Annotated in this window: 19 protein-coding genes; 9 read left to right on the top strand and 10 right to left on the bottom strand. The window is 64.6% G+C overall.

Annotated elements, in window-relative coordinates; translation table 11 throughout:
- Positions 1–57 precede the first annotated feature (57 nt).
- From aqpZ to rsmI, 5 genes are all read right to left on the bottom strand, one after another.
- Positions 58–756, bottom strand: coding sequence for an aquaporin Z (gene aqpZ / locus AC1VV3_RS02300; RefSeq protein ID WP_132262723.1), 699 nt, complete (start codon positions 754–756; stop codon positions 58–60).
- 99 nt (positions 757–855) lie between these two features.
- A complete protein-coding gene (locus AC1VV3_RS02295) occupies positions 856–1,470 on the bottom strand; it encodes a DedA family protein (protein WP_431568613.1) in 615 nt (204 codons plus the stop codon).
- A 43-nt stretch (positions 1,471–1,513) separates the two neighbouring features.
- Positions 1,514–2,500 (bottom strand): glutathione synthase, encoded by a 987-nt coding sequence (gene gshB, locus AC1VV3_RS02290; protein ID WP_431568614.1) that lies wholly within the window; start codon positions 2,498–2,500, stop codon positions 1,514–1,516.
- Positions 2,501–2,636: 136 nt separating this feature from the next.
- Positions 2,637–3,011 (bottom strand): YraN family protein, encoded by a 375-nt coding sequence (locus AC1VV3_RS02285; RefSeq protein WP_431568615.1) that lies wholly within the window; start codon positions 3,009–3,011, stop codon positions 2,637–2,639.
- Positions 3,008–3,835 carry a 16S rRNA (cytidine(1402)-2'-O)-methyltransferase gene (rsmI, locus tag AC1VV3_RS02280; RefSeq protein ID WP_134092881.1) on the bottom strand — a complete coding sequence of 276 codons (828 nt, stop codon included), beginning with the start codon at positions 3,833–3,835 and terminating at the stop codon, positions 3,008–3,010. The genes AC1VV3_RS02285 and rsmI overlap by 4 nt, the downstream gene beginning before the upstream one ends.
- Before the next feature lie 41 nt (positions 3,836–3,876).
- On the opposite strand from rsmI, the gene AC1VV3_RS02275 reads away from it, so the two are divergent.
- Positions 3,877–5,034, top strand: a complete 1,158-nt coding sequence (locus tag AC1VV3_RS02275) for a penicillin-binding protein activator (RefSeq protein WP_431568616.1) — start codon at positions 3,877–3,879, stop codon at positions 5,032–5,034.
- A 103-nt stretch (positions 5,035–5,137) separates the two neighbouring features.
- Positions 5,138–7,135: a DNA topoisomerase IV subunit B gene (gene parE / locus AC1VV3_RS02270; protein WP_431568617.1), complete on the top strand. Its 1,998-nt coding sequence runs from the start codon at positions 5,138–5,140 to the stop codon at positions 7,133–7,135.
- Between the two features lie 28 nt (positions 7,136–7,163).
- On the opposite strand, the gene AC1VV3_RS02265 is transcribed toward parE, so the two are convergent.
- The 3 genes from AC1VV3_RS02265 to AC1VV3_RS02255 form a co-directional block, all read right to left on the bottom strand.
- Complete coding sequence (locus AC1VV3_RS02265; RefSeq protein WP_465128089.1) at positions 7,164–7,700, bottom strand: hypothetical protein; 537 nt, start codon at positions 7,698–7,700, stop codon at positions 7,164–7,166.
- A gap of 203 nt (positions 7,701–7,903) precedes the next feature.
- Positions 7,904–8,620, bottom strand: coding sequence for an NYN domain-containing protein (locus AC1VV3_RS02260; RefSeq protein WP_132262707.1), 717 nt, complete (start codon positions 8,618–8,620; stop codon positions 7,904–7,906).
- 15 nt (positions 8,621–8,635) lie between these two features.
- On the bottom strand, positions 8,636–9,820 hold the full coding sequence (locus AC1VV3_RS02255) for a glycosyltransferase family 87 protein (RefSeq protein ID WP_431568619.1): 1,185 nt from the start codon (positions 9,818–9,820) through the stop codon (positions 8,636–8,638).
- 168 nt (positions 9,821–9,988) lie between these two features.
- On the opposite strand from AC1VV3_RS02255, the gene AC1VV3_RS02250 reads away from it, so the two are divergent.
- The 4 genes from AC1VV3_RS02250 to AC1VV3_RS02235 are packed head-to-tail and all read left to right on the top strand — an operon-like array spanning position 9,989 to position 12,926.
- Entirely contained in the window at positions 9,989–10,834 is an 846-nt protein-coding gene (locus AC1VV3_RS02250; RefSeq protein ID WP_314465214.1) for an AAA family ATPase, read from the top strand.
- 6 nt (positions 10,835–10,840) lie between these two features.
- Positions 10,841–11,272, top strand: coding sequence for a GFA family protein (locus AC1VV3_RS02245; RefSeq protein ID WP_431568620.1), 432 nt, complete (start codon positions 10,841–10,843; stop codon positions 11,270–11,272).
- Between the two features lie 58 nt (positions 11,273–11,330).
- Complete coding sequence (locus AC1VV3_RS02240; protein ID WP_314465210.1) at positions 11,331–12,512, top strand: vWA domain-containing protein; 1,182 nt, start codon at positions 11,331–11,333, stop codon at positions 12,510–12,512.
- A gap of 6 nt (positions 12,513–12,518) precedes the next feature.
- Positions 12,519–12,926: a hypothetical protein gene (locus AC1VV3_RS02235; protein ID WP_431568621.1), complete on the top strand. Its 408-nt coding sequence runs from the start codon at positions 12,519–12,521 to the stop codon at positions 12,924–12,926.
- On the opposite strand, the gene AC1VV3_RS02230 is transcribed toward AC1VV3_RS02235, so the two are convergent.
- Together AC1VV3_RS02230 and AC1VV3_RS02225 are read right to left on the bottom strand one after the other, a co-directional pair.
- Positions 12,920–14,116, bottom strand: a complete 1,197-nt coding sequence (locus AC1VV3_RS02230; protein WP_431568622.1) for an exo-beta-N-acetylmuramidase NamZ family protein — start codon at positions 14,114–14,116, stop codon at positions 12,920–12,922. The two genes, AC1VV3_RS02235 and AC1VV3_RS02230, sit on opposite strands and share 7 nt — an antisense overlap.
- Positions 14,113–14,649: a DOMON-like domain-containing protein gene (locus tag AC1VV3_RS02225; protein ID WP_132262693.1), complete on the bottom strand. Its 537-nt coding sequence runs from the start codon at positions 14,647–14,649 to the stop codon at positions 14,113–14,115. The genes AC1VV3_RS02230 and AC1VV3_RS02225 overlap by 4 nt, the downstream gene beginning before the upstream one ends.
- A 148-nt stretch (positions 14,650–14,797) precedes the next feature.
- Here AC1VV3_RS02225 and tyrS point away from each other — a divergent pair, with 148 nt between their 5' ends.
- The 3 genes from tyrS (at position 14,798) to AC1VV3_RS02210 (ending at position 18,781) form a co-directional block, all read left to right on the top strand.
- The gene (gene tyrS / locus AC1VV3_RS02220) at positions 14,798–16,027 is read left to right on the top strand and encodes a tyrosine--tRNA ligase (RefSeq protein ID WP_431568623.1); all 1,230 of its coding nucleotides are present in this window, start codon (positions 14,798–14,800) and stop codon (positions 16,025–16,027) included.
- Between the two features lie 179 nt (positions 16,028–16,206).
- Positions 16,207–16,545 (top strand): PilZ domain-containing protein, encoded by a 339-nt coding sequence (locus tag AC1VV3_RS02215; protein WP_132264087.1) that lies wholly within the window; start codon positions 16,207–16,209, stop codon positions 16,543–16,545.
- Between the two features lie 121 nt (positions 16,546–16,666).
- Entirely contained in the window at positions 16,667–18,781 is a 2,115-nt protein-coding gene (locus tag AC1VV3_RS02210) for a TonB-dependent receptor (RefSeq protein WP_431568624.1), read from the top strand.
- Positions 18,782–18,832 lie beyond the last annotated feature (51 nt).

Raw genomic sequence — 18,832 nt, 5'->3', positions numbered from 1 at the left:
GGCGTGTTCAGCCCCGCCCCCCGCCGATGTCAGGAGCATGCCTGGCCGAAGCGCGTGCTAGAGCGCGCCCTCATGCGGCGCCAGCAGACCGCGCCAGATCAGGGCGCCGATCGCCGCGCCGACCAGCGGCGCCACCCAGAACACCCACAGCTGCCCGAGGGCGGCCGTTTCTGCAAAGAGCGCCACGCCGGTCGACCGCGCCGGATTGACCGATGTGTTGGTGACCGGGATCGAGATCAGGTGGATCAGCGTCAGGCACAGGCCGATCGCCAGCGGTCCGAAACCGGCAGGGGCGATCTTCGAGGTCGAGCCGAGGATGACGATGATGAAACCGGCCGTCAGGATCGTTTCGATCATCAGTGCCGAAGACAGCGCATAGCCGCCGGGCGAAAGTGCACCGTAGCCGTTGGTGGCGAAGCCTCCCGGAGTCCAGTCGGCCTTGCCCGAGGCGATGGCGTAGAGCGCCGCCGCGGCCAGGATTGCGCCCAGCACTTGGGCGATCCAGTAGGGAACGAGGTCCTTCCAGTCGAGCCGGCCGCCAACGGCCATGCCCAGCGAGACCGCCGGGTTGAAATGCCCGCCGGAAATGGAGCCGACCGCATAAGCCATGGTCAGCACCGTCAGGCCGAATGCCAGGGCTACGCCCGCGAAGCCGATCCCGAGTTCGGGAAAGGCCGCTGCCAGCACTGCCGAACCGCAGCCGCCGAAGACGAGCCAGAATGTACCGAAGAACTCCGCTGCCAATCGCTTGGACATAACCCCTGCTCCCAAATGGTTGCGAGCAGAGACTACGGTATAACACCTAGGTGCGATACTCTGGCTCTTGTACAAAACTGACTAATAGTTAGCCCTGATCTACTTGGATCGGCGCTCGGCAGAAGGCTTCCAGGAGAGGATCCGCCACAAGTACCAGACGGCGCCACCTGCGGCGAGAACCAGTGTAGCCCAACCGATCCAGGCCTCTGCCTGGGCAAAACGCTGGCCCAGCCACCGGCCCGCCAGGATCAGCAACGTGTTCCAGATCGCCACGCCGGCAGCGGTATAGAGCAGGAAGGTGCCATGCCGCATATGCGCGAGGCCCGCGGGGACCGATACCATCGTCCGGAACATCGGCATGAAGCGCAGGAGGAAGACCACCCAGTGCCCATGCTTGCGGAAGAAGGTGCCGGCGCGCTCCACTTCATGCCATTCCAGGGTCAGCCAGCGGCCCCAGCGCTCGATGAAGGGTTTCAGGCGCTCGTAGCCCAGGCGGTCGGCGCCGAGGAACAGCACGTAGTTGCCCAAGGTCGAGCCGACGGTGCCGGCCAGCAGCACGGACAGGAAATCCATGCGCCCATGTGCAATGGCGATCCCCGCGACGCCCATGATAAGCTCCGAGGGGATCGGCGGCACGATGTTCTCGAGCATCATCAGCAGGAGGATACCCCAGTACCCTCCTGCTTCGATCAGCGCGATAACCCATTCATTCATGTTCGCCTGCATTCATCATTGCGGACGACCCGCGAAATCAGGCTTACATCGCCGCGTGGCGGGCCTCGATCGCATCCCAGATCTTTGCCCCGGTGTCGGTACCGTTGAAGCGATCGATGGCGACGATTCCCGTCGGCGAGGTCACATTGATTTCGGTCAGCCATTTTCCGCCAATCACGTCGATACCCACGAAAACAAGGCCTCGTGCCTTGAGTTCCGAACCGAGCGCTGCGCAGATTTCCTCTTCCGCCGAAGTGAGGCCGGCGGCCTCCGCCGATCCGCCCACCGCGAGGTTGGAGCGAAACTCGCCGGCTCCGGGCTTGCGGTTGATGGCGCCCGCGAATTCGCCGTCGACCAGGACGATCCGCTTGTCGCCCTCCGCCACGTCGGGGAGGAAAGGCTGGACCATGAACGGCTCGACCCAGGCATTTTCGAACATCTCGATCAGCGCGCCAAGATTGCTGCCATCGGCGGGCACGCGGAACACCGCCTTGCCGCCATTGCCGTGAAGCGGCTTGATCACGAGGTCACCGCCGAAGCCCGCCTCGACATTGCGCTGCTGGAACAGGCGCACATCCTCGATGCGGCGCGCAATGAAGGTCGGCGGCATGAAGCGCGCATAGTCGAGCACGAAGACCTTCTCGGGCGCATTGCGAACCGAGAGGGGGTCGTTGACCACAAGGGTCTGCCCGGCAAGCCGTTCCAGCAGATGGGTGGCAGTGATGTAACCAAGGTCGAAAGGCGGATCCTGCCGCATCAGCACCACATCGATATCGGCGACGAGGTCGATCAGGCGATACTCGCCGCGCGTGAAATGGGCGCCTTCCACGCGCTGCACCGTGATCGGCGCGCCCCAGCAGGTCAGCCGCCCGGCGGCACCCGAGGAGGCGTCATAAGCCAGCGTGCGCACATCGTAATGGAACAGTTCGTGCCCGCGCGCCTGCGCCGAGAGCATGAGCGCGAACGAGGAATCGCCCGCGATCTTGATCGATTCCAGCGGGTCCATCTGAACGGCGATGCGTAAGGTCATGAAAAGTCTGGTCCTCGCGGATATGTACCGAGCGGTATCTTTCGGAAAGGCGGCTTAATCAAATTCGGCGGCGGGTGCGAATGGTTTCGAGCCAGTCCTGCATCTTTGCCGACGGACCGAAACCCTGCGGCGGAATTCAGGCGCCCGGCTGCCACGCATTGACGATGCGGCGCGGCCAGCAGCGCGGTGCCAGCAGCAATACGTCGATCCGCAAGCTGTCGCCCGGCTTCTGGTATCGATGCGCGACGGACTCGGCGGCGGCCGCCACGCGGCGCAGCCGGTAATGATCGATGGCAGTGTCGAGATCGGCGCGCCGCGCACGCCATTTCACTTCGACGAAACAGAGCGTCCGTCCGCGGCGGGCCACGATATCCACTTCGCCGCGCGCGGTCTTCACGCGCCTCGCCCGGATGCTCCAGCCCGTCATCCGCAAGTACCATGCGGCCAGCGCCTCTCCCCGGCGCCCTTGCCGCTCCGCCTCTGCGCGCGACTTGCCGCGGCCCTGGCTCACTTGAGTTCCATGGCCCGGGCGTAAAGCGTCTTGCGGTCGAGCCCGGTGGCTTTGGACACGCTGGCCGCCGCCTGCGACGGCTTGGCGATGGCCAGCTCCGCACGCAGCATCGCGTCCACGTCGACTTCACCGATCGGCTCGTCGCCCGGCGGCGCCACCAGAAGCACGATCTCGCCCTTCGGAGGATGGGCCGCATAATGGGCGATGAGTTCGTCGGGCGTGCCGCTGCGGCATTCCTCGAACTTCTTGGTCAGTTCGCGCGCTACCGCCACTTCGCGTCCGGGAAGCACCGCGCCGATCGCTGCCAGCGCATCGTCCAGGCGCGGCGCCGTCTCGTAGAAGATCAGCGTGGCCGGGACTTTCGCAAGGTCGGACAGCACCGTCTCGCGCGCCTTGGCCTTGTTGGGCAGGAACCCGGCGAAGAGGAAACGGTCGTTCGGCAAGCCCGAGAGCGTCATCGCCATGACCGCGGCATTGGCCCCCGGCAGGCTGGTGACGGGGATGCCCCGCTCCCGCGCGATCTTGACGAGCCGATAGCCCGGATCGGAGATCAGCGGCGTACCGGCGTCGCTGACGAGCGCGACCGGCTCGCTTTCCATCAGTGCCAGCAGACGCTCGCGGTCGCCCTCGCCTGCGTGGTCGTCGTAGCGGATCATCTTCTGCTTGATGCCCAGGTGGTGCAGCAGCTTTCCGGTGATGCGGGTATCCTCGCAGGCAACCGCGCTCACGCCCTTGAGAATCTCCACGGCGCGGAAGGTAATGTCCCCAAGGTTGCCAATCGGGGTTGCCACTATGTAGAGGCCTGAGGTGAGAATGTGTTCCATCGCAGGGACTCATGGCCCAAGCACTATGGGAGCGGCAAGCAATGTTCTATGATCGCCTGAACCGGCGCACTCTTTTCGCGGCGGCAGCGATGGCAGCTCTGGCGGGCTGTGCCGTGGTACCCAAGGCCCCTGCGCCGGCCCCCGCGCCCGCTCCGACGCCTTCCGAAAGCGAAATTCCCACCGATACCGAGCGTCACCGCGTTGCCCTGCTGGTGCCGACCACCGGCCCGAATGCCGGCGTCGGCCAGTCGCTGGCCAATGCGGCGAACATGGCGCTGCTCGACACGGGCGCCAAGAACCTGCGCATCACGACTTACGACACCGGCACCAATCCCGGCGAGGCCGCGCGCCGCGCCATAGCCGACGGCAACAAGCTGATTCTCGGCCCGCTGCTTTCCGACGACATCGCCTCGGTCGCGGCTGTCGCCAAGCCCGCCAAGGTGCCGCTGATCTCGTTCTCCAACGACGAGAAAGCCGCCACCAGGGACGTCTTCATCATCGGCAACCTGCCCGGCCAGTCGATCGCCCGCACCGTGACGTATGCCCGCGGCAAAGGCATCTCCACTTTCGCCGCGCTCGTTCCCAAGGGTGACTATGGCGAACGCGTGAGCAGTTCCCTGCTTGCATCGGTGCGCGATGGCGGCGGCTCCGTCGTCGCCATGGAGACTTACGATCGCTCGGCAGCCTCGATCAGCGCTGCGGCGGGACGGATCAAGGCTAAGGCCGGCTATGGCGCGCTGCTCATCGCCGACAGCGGCAGCCTTTCGGCCAAGGCCGCCGTGTCCTACCGCGCGGCCGGTGGCGGCGCCGGTGTGCGCCTGCTCGGCACAGAACTCTGGGGCGGCGAACGCGAACTGGCGACCAGTCCTGCTCTCAACGGAGCATGGTTCTCCACCGTGTCCGACGTCCGCTTCGCGCAGTTCGCCAAGAGCTATCGCAGCCGCTTCGGTGCCGCACCGTTCCGCATCGCGACACTGGGATACGATTCCGTGCTGCTGACCCTGCGGGTTGCGCGCGACTGGGTGCCGGGCAAGGCCTTCCCGACGACCGAAATGCTCGATCCCGGCGGCTTCCTGGGTGTGGACGGACCGTTCCGCTTCGGCCGCACCGGCCTGATCGAACGCGCACTGGAAGTGCGGGCGGTCGAAGGCGGCGCCGTCAAGGTCATCAGCGCCGCGCCCAGCGGTTTCGCCAAGTAATTCCGCCCCTTTCCGGTGGAAAGGATCAGACAGCGAACATCTCTTTGCGGATAAGCCTAAACCCGTGCTTGATCGCGGGTTTAGGCGCCCTATAGTCCCGCTCATGTCCGATGACCTGTTCGACAAGCTCCCGTCTTCGGGCGGGGAATCCTACGATGGTTCCGCGATCGAAGTGCTGGAGGGGCTGGAGCCTGTCCGGCGCCGTCCCGGCATGTACATCGGCGGCACCGATGAGCGCGCGCTTCACCATCTCGCGGCCGAAGTGCTCGACAATGCGATGGACGAAGCCGTCGCCGGACACGCCAACCGCATCGAGGTGACGCTGGACGAAGGCAACAGCCTGACCATCACCGACAACGGCCGCGGCATCCCGGTGGACGAGCATCCCAAGTTCCCCGGCAAATCGGCGCTGGAGGTCATTCTTTCCACCCTGCACTCGGGCGGCAAGTTCTCGGGCAAGGCCTATGCCACTTCGGGCGGCTTGCACGGCGTGGGCATTTCGGTGGTCAACGCCCTTTCCAGCCTCACGCGCGTCGAAGTGGCCCGTAACAAGGAGCTTTTCGCGCAGGAGTTCTCGCGCGGACAGACGCTTGGCCCGCTCCAGAAGGTCGGCGCGGCGCCCAATCGCCGCGGCACCGCCGTCAGCTTCACGCCGGACACCGAGATTTTCGGCGACCAGCAGTTCAAGCCGGCGCGCCTGTTCAAGCTGGTTCGCTCCAAGGCCTACCTCTTTGCCGGCGTGGAAATCCGCTGGAAATGCGCGCCCTCGCTGGCTTCGGACGACGTTCCTGCAGAAGCGACGTTCCAGTTCCCCGGCGGCCTGGCCGATCACCTGGCCGAGCAGATCGGCGCGCGCGAATGCGTGACCACGCAGGCCTTCTCAGGCACGCAGGATTTCCCGCGCGGCGATGACGGCTCCGAACAGGGCCGCGTCGAATGGGCGATCGCCTGGCCGCTCTATTCCGACGGTTCCTATTCCTGGTACTGCAACACCATCCCGACGCCCGATGGCGGCACGCACGAACAGGGTCTGCGCGCCGCGCTGACCAAGGGCATTCGCGCCTTCGCGGACCTGGTGGGCCAGGCCAAGAAGGCCAAGGACATCACGCCGGACGACGTGGTGACCGGCAGCGAAGTCATGCTCTCGGTCTTCATCCGCGACCCCCAGTTCCAGAGCCAGACCAAGGACCGCCTGACCAGCCCCGAGGCCGCGCGCCTCGTGGAAGCGGCGATCCGCGATCACTTCGACCATTTCCTCACCGACAATCTCGAACGCGGCAAGGCCCTGCTCGGCGCGGTGATGGAGCGTATGGACGATCGCCTGCGCCGCAAGGCGGAGCGCGAGGTCAAGCGCAAGACGGCTACCAATGCCCGTAAGCTGCGCCTGCCCGGCAAGTTGACGGACTGTTCGGGCGAAGGCCCGGGCGAAACCGAACTCTTCATCGTCGAAGGCGATTCGGCAGGCGGCTCGGCCAAGCAGGCGCGCAATCGCAAGACCCAGGCGATCCTGCCGATCCGCGGCAAGATCCTCAACGTCGCATCCGCCACGGCCGACAAGATCCGCGGCAATTCGGAAATCGCCGATCTCGGCCTCGCGCTCGGTTGCGGCACCCGCAAGGACTGCAACGCCGACAACTTGCGCTACGACCGCGTGATCATCATGACCGACGCCGACGTGGACGGCGCACATATCGCCACGCTGCTGATGACCTTCTTCTTCCAGGAGATGCCGGACATCGTGAAGCGCGGCCACCTCTACCTCGCGCAGCCGCCGCTTTACCGCCTGACTGCCGGTTCGACTTCGGCCTATGCCCGCGACGATGCCCACCGCGCCGAACTGGAAGCGACCGTTTTCAAGAACAAGAAAGTGGAAGTCGGCCGGTTCAAGGGCCTTGGCGAGATGAACCCCGGTCAGCTGCGTGAAACCACCATGGCGCCGGAAAGTCGCTCGCTGATCCGCATTACCTTGCCGCCCGAATACGAGGGCCGCGCCGCGGTGAAGGACCTGGTCGACCGCCTGATGGGCCGCAATCCCGAACACCGCTTCATGTTCATCCAGAACCGTGCGGGCGAAATCGATCCGGAACTGATCGACGCCTGAGGCGCCGATCAGTCCGATCCATCGCGACCTACTTGGCCGCTACCGGCGTCGCCGCCAACAGGGCCGGTTCGGCGGGAACCGCAACCGCAACCGGCTCGATCACCTTCGCCACGGTCGCATAAGCGACGTCTTCGTCAAGGAAGCCTTTGACCGCCGATCCCGAGGCGATGAAGGCGCTGGTCCCGGTGGTCAGGAATCCGGCGATCGGCACGAGGGCGACAGCAGCGACTACGCCCCCGGTCCCGGTAACGCCTTTATCGTCGAAAGTGCCGGACAGCCTGATGTTTCGGTCATTGAGCCGGAGCGAAAGAACCCGGGCACCGATGTATCCGGACTTGCCCCACATGCCCTTGTTGCGCACTTCGGTGATCTCGGCGACGGCGGGGGTTCCCGCCGGTATCACGACAACGCCGTTCCGCTCGATATTCGCGGCCACTTCCATCTGCACGCGCTGCCCCACGCGAAGAGCCTTTTTCTTGGTCGTCAGTTCCTCGCGCGTGATCAGCGGCACTTCCATCCCCGCACGAAGAACATTGTCCGATACCGGCGCGAGTGCGATCGCCACGTGCTGCGGCGCTGCGAGAGGCGCGGCGTCCGTGGACGGCGTGGATTGTGCATGACTTGCGCACGCGGCCCCCATCAGCAGGCAAAAGCCTGCCAAATACTTCGATTTCATCGATAGTCCCCCTGAGAGGCAAAAATGCCCTCAAGCGGAGCCTAAATTCGTGGCCGCGAGGAAGTCAATTTGAGAAAGATCCACGATCCCCCTCACCGCACGCGCTTGAGGAACAATCCGCTCTCGCGTTTTTCCGTGGCGAAGTTGGGAAGTGTCTGCACCAGTTCGGACAATCGGGAAAAACCGTAGCTGCGGGCATCGAAGCTGGAGCGATTGGCCACGCGCTGGCCGACTTCGGAGAGGCTGGCGAAGCCCTGCTCGTCTCGTTTGCTCGCCTTCCAGGCCTCACCGAGCAATTTGACCAGTTCTTCGTCTATCGCGGGCTTGGCGGTTTCGTTTGCCGTTTCCACGGCGTCGCTGTCCGGCAAGGCGTCGAGATCGATGAAGCGGGTGCAAGCCTCGCGAAAGGCTTCGGGCGTGCGGGAAGAACCAAAACCATAGACCGGCGTGCCGTTCTGGCGGATGCGGATCGAAAGCGGCATGAAATCGCTGTCGCTCGACATGATGCCGAACCCGTCCACTTGCCCGCCATAGAGCAGGTCCATGGCGTCGATCGTCATTTTCATGTCGGTGGCATTCTTGCCCTTGGTCAGGTCGAATTGTTGCTGCGGTTCCAGCGCATGGCGATGGACCAATTTCGACCAGCCCTTGAGCGCAGGCTTGCTCCAGTTGCCGTAGATCCGCCGGACATTGACGGTGCCGAGATCGCCCAGGATGGTCAGCGCCGCGTCGAGGTTGGCGGGGGAGGCGTTATCGGCGTCGATCAGCAAAGCGATATTACGGCCGATGCGGGGCTTTGGCTCTGGCAAAGGGCAGTTCCTTCCTCAGGACGTGACAGCCGCGCGCTCCTGGTAAGCGGGCGCGGCTCGGCGCCAGATTATGACGAAGAAGAATGCCAGGACCAGCGGCATGATCGGAAAATGGAGATTGAGCGCCAGCGGCCGGGCCAGTGCCGGGCCGGCGAAGGCCAGGAACAGGGCGCAGCGTTCCCAGTCGCGAAAACCGCGGCGGAGGCCCTCTCCTGCAAGCCAGAGCATGGGGAACGCCAGGATCACCATATCGTAATCGAGGACATAGGGCGTCGCGAGGGGCGCGCCCGCCAGCATCAACGCCGCCAGTCCCGCGGACCATTGCCGGCGCCAGGACGCCTGGAGCACGAGCACCGCTGCAGCCAGCGTCACGGCGCCCTGCACCGTATAGCTCAGCGCCATGGGGGCACCGAGCAGCCGCAGCGCCGCAAAGGGGCTCATCATCTTGCCATAGCCGATCTGGCCATAGGCCATGGCCGTTTGGGCCCTCTCGCTCGCACCCACCCAGTCCGCCCAGGCATGCGGGCCGAACGCGCCGGCGGACAGCAGCGCCAGCGCGATCGCCGTCGCGCCGGCCGCGGCGATGACCCGCCATTGCCCGGTCGCCAGCAGGACAAGAGGCAGCAGCAACCCGAATTGCGGCTTGATCGTCGCCAGACCGAACAGCGCACCGGCCAGCAGCGGCCGGGTCGGAACCAGCCATGCGCCAAGGCCGAGCAGTCCTGCCACGAGGAAAGCCGTCTGTCCGTGAGTGACGACGATGGGCACGGCGGGAAAGGCCGCAAACAGCAGCCAGAGCGGGAGACCCGTCCCGGCTCCGGCCCACCAGCGACGGACGGCAGAAAGGTAGAAGGCGCCGGTCGCGGCCACCCAGAGAGCCAGCGCGGGGAAATAGGCAAGCCAGCCGAGCGGCCAGCAGAACGGCAGGAACGACGGGGGATAGTAGAATGCGGTATAAGCGCCTTCCGCCGAGAAATAGGTGCGCTGCGCCGCGATATGCGCCGCGCCGTCGTAGGGATTGCCATGCGCGACCAGCATGTGCCCGGTCGTCCAGAAGCTGATGAAATCGCTGCCGAGCAAGTAGCCGTTGGCATCCACCCCGTTGTGCGAAGTGGCCACCAGCCAGACGATCATGACCAGGTTGATCACGGCAAACAGCCGCAGATAGGCGCCGACGCGCGGCGCGTTCAACCAATCCATACGTTTCAGGAATTCAGCCCCCATCGCGCCTGTCTGCAACGCCCCGGCGGCTAAGTCCATGGCGCGGTGGGGGTAGGCGCCTCGGTGCTTGCCATGTTGCGCCGCAAAACTTAGAGATTAACCGGGCGGTTAAGGAATTGCCCCGGGATTTCGCCGAAGGGACAGGACATGCAGCGTTTCGAAGGCACCAGCAGCTACGTCGCCACGGACGATCTCAAAGTCGCCGTGAACGCCGCCGTCCTGTTGCGCCGCCCGCTTCTGGTGAAGGGAGAGCCCGGCACCGGCAAGACCGTGCTGGCCGAGCAGATCGCCGCCTCGATGAATGCGCCGCTGATCACCTGGAACGTGAAGTCCACCACCAAGGCGCACCAGGGCCTTTACGAATACGACGCGGTCGGCCGCCTGCGCGACGGGCAGCTGGGCGATGCGCGGGTCCACGATATCAACAACTACATCCGCAAGGGCAAGCTCTGGGAGGCGTTCACTTCGCCTCGCCTGCCCGTGCTGCTGATCGATGAGATCGACAAGGCCGACATCGAATTTCCCAACGACCTCCTGGCCGAACTCGACCGCATGGCGTTCGACGTTTATGAAACCGGCGAGCATGTCGCCGCCGCCGAGCGGCCGGTCGTCGTCATCACCTCGAACAACGAGAAGGATCTGCCGGACGCCTTCCTGCGCCGCTGCTTCTTCCACTACATCAAGTTCCCCGATCGCGAGACGATGCAGGCCATCGTCGACGTGCATTTCCCCGGGATCCAGAAGACCCTGGTGACCAGGGCGATGGAGGTGTTCTACGAGCTGCGCGAAGTGCCCGGCCTCAAGAAGAAGCCCTCCACCAGCGAGCTGCTCGACTGGCTCAAGCTCCTCTTGAGCGAGGACATGCCGCTGGAAATATTGCAGAACCAGGACGCGACCAAGGCGATCCCACCGCTGCATGGGGCCTTGCTGAAGAACGAACAGGACGTCATGCTGTTCGAAAGGCTCGCCTTCATGGCGCGCCGCGGGAACTGACAGGCCATGAGCGCTCCCTATCTCGGCAGTTGTGCCTGCGATGCCGTCTCGCTGACGGTTTCGGGCGAGCCCATCGCCACGCGCCAGTGCTGGTGCCGCCAGTGCCAGCAGCTTGCGGCAGGCGGTCCGACCAACAACGCGATCTTCAAGGTGGAGGACGTGTCGCTGGATGGAGAACTCGGATCCTCCGTCTGGACTGCGGCAAGCGGCAATACACTCACGTTCCACTTCTGCCCGAAATGCGGCACCCAGATCTACGCGCAGAGCTCGGCGCGTCCGCATCTGATGACCATACGCCTCGGCGCGCTTGCTGCCGGTCACGGCTTGCGGCCGGAAGCGGTGATATGGACCGAAGACGCGCCGGAATGGGCCATTTTCGATGAGACTCTCGAAACCTGGTCGCGCCAACCGCCCCCGCCCCCGCCCCCCTCCACGTGAGTAAGCGCCACCGCCTGGCAGCCCCCGGGCGCGATCGGCCTCTTCGGGAGCGTTGCACATGCTGCTGAACTTCATCGAGGAACTGCGCGCGGCGGGCATTCCGGCCTCGCTCAAAGAGCACCTCGTGCTGCTGGAAGCGCTTGAAAGGGATGTCATCGAACGCACCCCGGAGGCGTTCTACTTTCTCAGCCGCGCTACTTTCGTGAAGGACGAAGGCCTGCTCGACCGCTTCGACCAGGTGTTCCAAAAGGTCTTCAAAGGTGCCCTCAGCGACTATGGCCAAGCACCTGTCGCCATCCCGGAAGATTGGCTGCGCAAAGTGGCCGAGCGCTACTTCTCCGACGAGGAGATGGAGCAGATCAAGGCGCTCGGTTCCTGGGACGAGATCATGGAGACGCTCAAGAAGCGTCTGGAGGAACAGGAAAAACGCCACTCCGGCGGCAACAAGTGGATCGGTACCAACGGCACTTCGCCATTCGGCCATTCGGGCTACAATCCCGAGGGTATCCGCATCGGCGGCGAAGCCAGGCATGGCCGGGCCATAAAGGTCTGGGAAAAGCGCGAATTCGCCAATCTCGACAACACGCGTGAACTCGGCACCCGCAACATCAAGGTCGCCCTTCGCCGTCTCCGCCGCTTCGCGCGCGAAGGCGCTGCCGAGGAACTGGACCTTGAGGAAACGATCCACGGAACCGCGAAGCAGGGTTGGCTGGACATCCGCATGCGGCCCGAGCGGCACAATGCCGTCAAGGTCCTGCTTTTCCTGGACGTCGGCGGATCGATGGATCCCTATATCGAACTGATGGAAGAGCTGTTCAGCGCCGCCAGTGCCGAATTCAAGAACATGGAGTTCTTCTATTTCCACAACTGCCTCTACGAAGGGGTGTGGAAGGACAATCGCCGCCGCTGGTCGCAGCGCACGCCGACCTGGGACCTGCTTCACAAGTTCGGCCACGACTACAAGGTGATCTTCGTCGGCGACGCCGCGATGAGCCCCTACGAGATCAGCCATCCCGGCGGTTCGGTGGAGCACATGAACGAGGAAGCGGGCGCCGTCTGGCTCGGCCGCGTCGCGCAGACTTATCCTGCAACGGTGTGGCTCAATCCGGCGCCGGAGCATCAGTGGAACTATTCGAGTTCGACCCGCATGATCCGCGACCTGATGGGCGGCGCGATGTTCCCCCTGACGCTGGACGGGCTGGACGCGGCGATGAAGCAGCTCACCCGCAAGAAGGGCTGAAAGCGCTTGCCTGTCTGCCGCGCCGGGCAGATCATCGTGTCGAAGCGGCGGACACCGCCGGTGGGCTCACGGACGAAGGACTTCGTGACTATGCACAAGCTGGTTCTGATCACGACGATCGCTGCGATGACGGTGGCCGCCAGCCCGGCCAAGGTTCCTGTAACGGCCGATGCGGCGCAGGCCGCCTGCAATAGGACGATCCAGCAAGCCAACGCCGCAGCAGGACACCGGCCGCCGCATCCTGCTGCGCCCGGAAAATCAGCCTTGATCCAGCCGGACATGATCCAGCCTGAAGTGATCCGGGCCCTCGACAAGCGAGTGGCGGGCTGCCCCGTACTCGTCAGCCTGGACGGCAGGATGACCCCGCCGCCCGCTTATTCCGACGCGCCCGCCCGCCTCGCGCCTGCTCAGTAAAGCAGGAGATCGGCGATTTCGGCCTTCCAGGCGGCTTCGTCCCGGCCGGCGATCAGGTCGAGATCGCCAGGCAGCGCGGCAGGGTCGTCAACCCATTCGCGCAGCGCCGGACCGCCGTTGATCACATCGATGGCAAGGCGCTGGAATTCGTATTCGTAGGGGAAGTCCCGCCAGATCGGATAGTCGGGATAGAGTTGGCGAATGGCCTTGAATGCCAGCGCCTGGAGGCGCCAGGGCCGGAAGGCATGATGATCGTAGAACTTGCCCTCGGCATGGATCATCAGCCCGCTGCACAGCGTTCCGGCATGCTTGTGGAACGTCGGTTCGAACCAGCATTCCCGAACCGCGCAGCCGGCCAGCCATTCCGGCGCGATCCGCTGCATCGCTGACAGGACGGCCTTGGCGTCGATATCGGGCGCTCCGAACAGTACTTCCAGCGGCCGGGTGGTGCCGCGTCCTTCCGAAAGCGTCGCGCCTTCCAGCATGACGGTGCCCGCATAGGCACGCGCCATGTTGAGGTTGGCGGCATTGGGGCTGGGATTGATCCAGATGCGGCTCTCCGGCCATCCGAACCCGGGGCCGTCCGGCTCCCATCCGCTCATCTCGATCACGCGATATTCCACATCGAGTTCGAAGCGACGCACGAACCAGAGCCCCATCTCGCCCAGGGTCAGCCCGTGCCGCATCGGCATCGGTCCCGCACCGACGAAGCTTTCCTGCCCCGGCAGCAGGGTCGTTCCTTCCACGGGGCGGCCCGCCGGGTTGGGACGGTCCAGCACCCATACGGCTTTGCCCTGCTCGGCCGCAGCTTCGAGCAGGTAGAGCAGCGTAGTCACGAACGTGTAGATGCGGCAGCCAAGGTCCTGAAGGTCGAAGAGGAAGACATCGGCGCCCGCCATCATCTCCGGGCTGGGGCGGCGCACTTCGCCGTAGAGGCTGTAGACGGGAATGCCGTAGACTGGGTCCAGCTCATTGGCCGTCTCGACCATGTTGTCCTGCTTGTCGCCCTTCAGTCCGTGCTGCGGGCCGAAAGCGCAAGCCACGTTGATACCCGCCGCGATCAGCGCATCAAGCGAATGGACGAGGTCCTCGGTGACGGAGGCGGGATGCGCGACAAGCGCGACGCGCTTGCCTTCAAGGGGCGCGCGCAGTTCTGGGTCTGCCAGGAGGCGATCGATACCGAATTTCATGAGGCGGTGGGTGCCGCAAGCTCGAGCGTGAAGCAAGCCGGATCGTGGAAGTCCGGCGCATCGGCGCTGTGGGTAAGCGACCAGTAGCTTTTCACTCCCCCCTCCTCTTCGATCACCGCCGTGAAGCCGCAGCGAAGCGGGGCTTGCGGGAGGCCCGCTGCCGGAATGGCCGCATCGAAAACCGCGATGTCCGAGCCCTTGCGCATCGCGCATTCCGGCTCGCGCGGGAGGGGGCGCTCGATCATGCCCTCGCGTCGGCCGGAGAAATCGTAGGCGTTCCAGCGCTCGGAAGGCGAAAGGTTGAACTCGGTATAGCCGCGGCTTTCCGGCTGGCGCAGGAACAGTTCGAAGCAGGTCGTCTGCCAGAGGTCGTCCGCCCTGCCTTTGCCCGCAAATGGCGGAACCACGACTTTGCCCGCGCCCAGAATGCGCCAGCGGACACGCAGCCAGCTGGCGTCGAACCCGATCACGCGGGTTTCGATGGAGCGGACGAGAAGCGAGGGATGTGCCGGGTGGCAGGTCAGTTCGGCCATGCGCGCATGCCTAGAGGGCGCGCGCGCCTGCTGGCAATGCGGATTCGGCCGGAACGCGCCGCAAGGCGACCAACCGCTTCATCTTGCGCCTCGCGCGTGCTAGGCGCGCGGGCTCCGATCCATCCAAGCCAAGAAGCACTGGGCCATCATGACCTACAATTCCTCCCTGCTCCGCACGCTCGAAGAGCGCGGCTACATCCACCAGATGACGGACGCCGAGGGTCTCGACGCCCTTGCCGCCAAGCAGGTCGTGCCTGGATATATCGGCTTCGACGCCACGGCGGCGTCGCTTCACATCGGCAGCCTGGTGCAGATCATGATGCTGCGCCGCCTGCAGCAGACCGGCCACAAGCCGATGGTGCTCATGGGCGGCGGCACCACCCGCATCGGCGATCCCACCGGCCGCGACGAGAGCCGCAAGATGCTTTCGGACGAGACGATCGCCACCAATATCGAGGGCATCTTCTCGATCTTCTCGCGCCTGCTGAAGTTCGGCGACGGGCCGACCGATGCCGTCATGGTCAACAACCACGACTGGCTGGGGCAGCTCGGCTACATCCAGCTGCTTCAGGAAGTGGGCACGCATTTCACGGTCAATCGCATGCTGTCCTTCGACTCGGTGCGCCTGCGCCTGGAGCGCGAGCAGCCGATGACCTTCCTCGAATTCAACTACATGATCCTGCAAGGCTACGACTTCCGCCATCTTTCCCGGAACGAAGGCGTTCGTCTGCAGATGGGCGGCTCCGACCAGTGGGGCAATATCGTCAACGGGATCGAGCTGTCCCGCCGCATGGACGGTCAGGAAGTCTTCGGCCTCACTACGCCCCTGCTCACCACGGCCGACGGCGCGAAGATGGGCAAGTCCGCTTCCGGCGCGGTCTGGCTGAACGAGGACATGCTGCCGTCCTACGACTTCTGGCAATACTGGCGTAACTGCGACGACCGCGATGTTGGCAAGTTCCTGCGCCTGTTCACTGACCTGCCGCTGGACGAGATCGCGCGCCTGGAAACCCTCGAAGGCGCGGCGATCAACGATGCCAAGGTCGTGCTGGCCAACGAAGTGACCCGGCTCTGCCGCGGCGAGGATGCCGCAGTGGCGGCGGAAGCGACGGCGAAGACCACTTTCGCGGGCGGCGGGCTTGGAGACGACCTGCCGACGCTGGCCGTAACCGGCGAAGGCATCCGCCTGGGCGCGGCGCTGACCGAACTCGGCTTCACGGCTTCCAATGGCGAAGCCAAGCGCAAGATCGCAGAAGGCGCCGTCAAGATCGACGATGCGCTGATGGACGATCCGGCGTTCCTGATCGAAGTCGGTCCCGGTGAAACGCGTAAGCTTAGTCTAGGCAAGAAGAAGCACGCAATTCTCAGGGGTGCATAACTACGTAATGGTTTGCTAACATGATTGAACTAAGGCGCTCCGGTTCCCGTAACCGGGGCGCTTTAACGCAAGAGCGGCACATTTTGCCGCCTATGACTGGCAAAAAGCGAACGAATTTACCGTTTCTTTGCCATTTTGATGCACTGTCCTTGCTCACGGTCACAACAGGGGCAATAGAGATGACTGCAGGAGCGCAGCTCACTGTAACCGACAAACGTCGCGCGGCGCGGCACCCCGTCGATTACCCGGTGATTGCGGAGCACCGCCAATTGGGCGACCTGCATCTGCACATCGTCAATCTCTCGGCCCAGGGTTTCATGTCCCAGGGCGACCTTCCGCTCGAGCGCGGGGAACGCCTGGTGATGCGCCTGCCGGTGATCGGCCGGATCGAGGCTCATCTGATATGGGCGCATGAAGGACGCGCGGGCTTCCAGTTCGAACGGATCATCCGCATCGACGACTTCCTGAAGCTGGTGGACACCGTTCAGCCGAACCCTCGCTTGCGCCCCCGGCGCTGAGGCGGAAGACCGACCGCCTGCTTTCGGCCGAACATTCGCTTCATCGCATTCATGGCTCGCTTCGTCGGCTGGCAACATTTCAGAATTGATATGTTATAACCTCGCAATTAGCCGGTTGGCCATGACGCTCCCAACCGCCCGAATCGCACTGCTGGTCACCGCCGGCGCCCTTTCCACGATATTGGCGGCAATGCCTGCTTCCGCGCAGGCTGTCGGGGCGCAAGCGACCGCACCTGTCGACGGCGATGGCCATCCCCAGGAAGCCGGTCCGGAAATCATCGTCACCGGCCGCCTGATCTCCGGCAATGCCGATCCCATCGCCGCGCCGGTCGTTCTCTCAGGCGAAGCGCTGACCCGCGACCTCAAGCCGCAGATCGGCGAAATGCTTGCCAGCCTGCCGGGCGTGTCCAGCAGCGGTTTCGCGCCGGGTGTGTCAAGGCCGGTCCTGCGCGGGTTCGACGGTCCGCGCGTCCAGGTCCTGCTCGACGGCATCGGTTCGCTCGATGCCTCGTCGGTCTCGGCCGACCACGCCGTCTCGCTCGATACCCTCAATGTCGAGCGCATCGAAGTGCTCCACGGCCCGCGCGTCCTGCTCTATGCCAGCGACCCTTCGGGCGGCGCGGTCAATGCCGTGGACAAGCGCATTCCGCGCAAGGTGCCGGACAAGGCCTTCACCCTGGACGCGCTGGGATCCTTCGGCACGGCCGCCAATATGGTCAACGGCGGCATCACCACCGACGTCCGGCTGGCAAGCCGCCTCGTCGCCCATTTCGATGCATCCTACTATCACAGCGACGACCTCCACGTCGGCGGCTATGTCCTGTCGCCCGAACTGCGCGCGGAGACCCTGGCGCAGGCAAGCACCCTGTCCGATGCCGGGGACCTGACCGGCGCGGCCACGCTGACCCAGCAGGCCAATCGCCGCGGCAAGATCGCCAACAGCGGCACCGAAGGCTGGACCCTCGGCGGCGGCCTCGCCTTCATCGACGACGGCGGCGACATCGGCGTTTCCGTCCAGCGCCTGGCCAACGACTATGGCATCCCGCCGCGCCCCTCCACCGATCCAAGCGCGACCAGCATCTCGCTGCGCCAGACCCGCGTCGACTTGCGCGCCGGCCTCAATCTCGAAGGCTTCCTCAAGCGGCTGGAAGTGCGCGGCGCTTATGGCGACTATGAGCATGCCGAAATCGAGGGTGGCGACATCGGCACCCAGTTCCACAACAAGGCCGTCGAAGTTCGTCTTCAGGCAGACCAGGCCAAGCGCGGGATCTGGAGCGGTTCGACCGGCGTGCAATACTCTTCGGCCCAACTCGACATCGCCGGTGACGAGAAGCTGCTGCCGAACAACAACACCGACCGCCTTGCCCTCTTCACCCTGCAGCGTCTCGAAGTGGGCCAATTCGACATCGAAGGCGCACTGCGTTACGAAAATACCCGGATCGACACGGTTCCGGCCGACCAGCATCGCAATTTCGACCAGTATTCCGGCGTGGCCGGCCTCGCCTGGCATCCCATCGATACCGTGACGCTCTCGGTGAACTATTCGCACGGCGAGCGTGCTCCGTCCGCTGAAGAGCTGTTCGTCGACGGACTGCACGATGCCACCCAGTCCTACGAGCGCGGCAATCCGAACTTCACGGTGGAGCGGAGCGACGGCATCGAGGCTGGCGTGCGCTACAACGGCGGGGATATCGCCGGTTCGGTCACGGTGTTCGGCACGAACTTCTCGAACTTCATCACCGCCGTGCCGACCGGCGAAGTGATCGAGGATTTCCCGGTCTATCAGTACCTCCAGGCCCCTGCCCGCTTCCGCGGCATCGAGGCCGAGGGCGGCGTGACATTCGCCCGCTGGGGCGGCGACAAGGCGATCAAGGCCGATGGCGGCGTGGACTATACCCATGCCCGTCTCGTCGACATGGGCCCTGTTCCGCGGATTCCGCCCCTGCGCGCCCGCGGCGGCGTGGAATTCGATTCGTCCGCCTTCACCTTGCGCGGCGAAGTGGAATGGAATGCCAGGCAGACCCGCGTGACCGAGAATGAAAACCCCACGAGCGCGTTCACGCTCGTCAACGCCAGCGCCACCTGGCGGCCCTTCGGCGAGCAGGGCCCGCTCTCGCTCATCCTCGCGGCGGACAACCTTCTGGACGTGACCGGACGCCTGGCCGCTTCGGAAACGCGCGACTTCGTACCCATCGCCGGGCGTGACGTGCGGATCACCGCGCGGTTTACTTATTGATCCCAAACATAAGCTATCGCTGCGCATGAGCGGCATGTCTTGGCAATGCTT

The organism is Novosphingobium sp. BL-S-34, from assembly GCF_056857015.1.
Note: the sequence above shows the minus strand (reverse complement) of the source record. Positions and strands in the feature narration are given on the sequence as shown.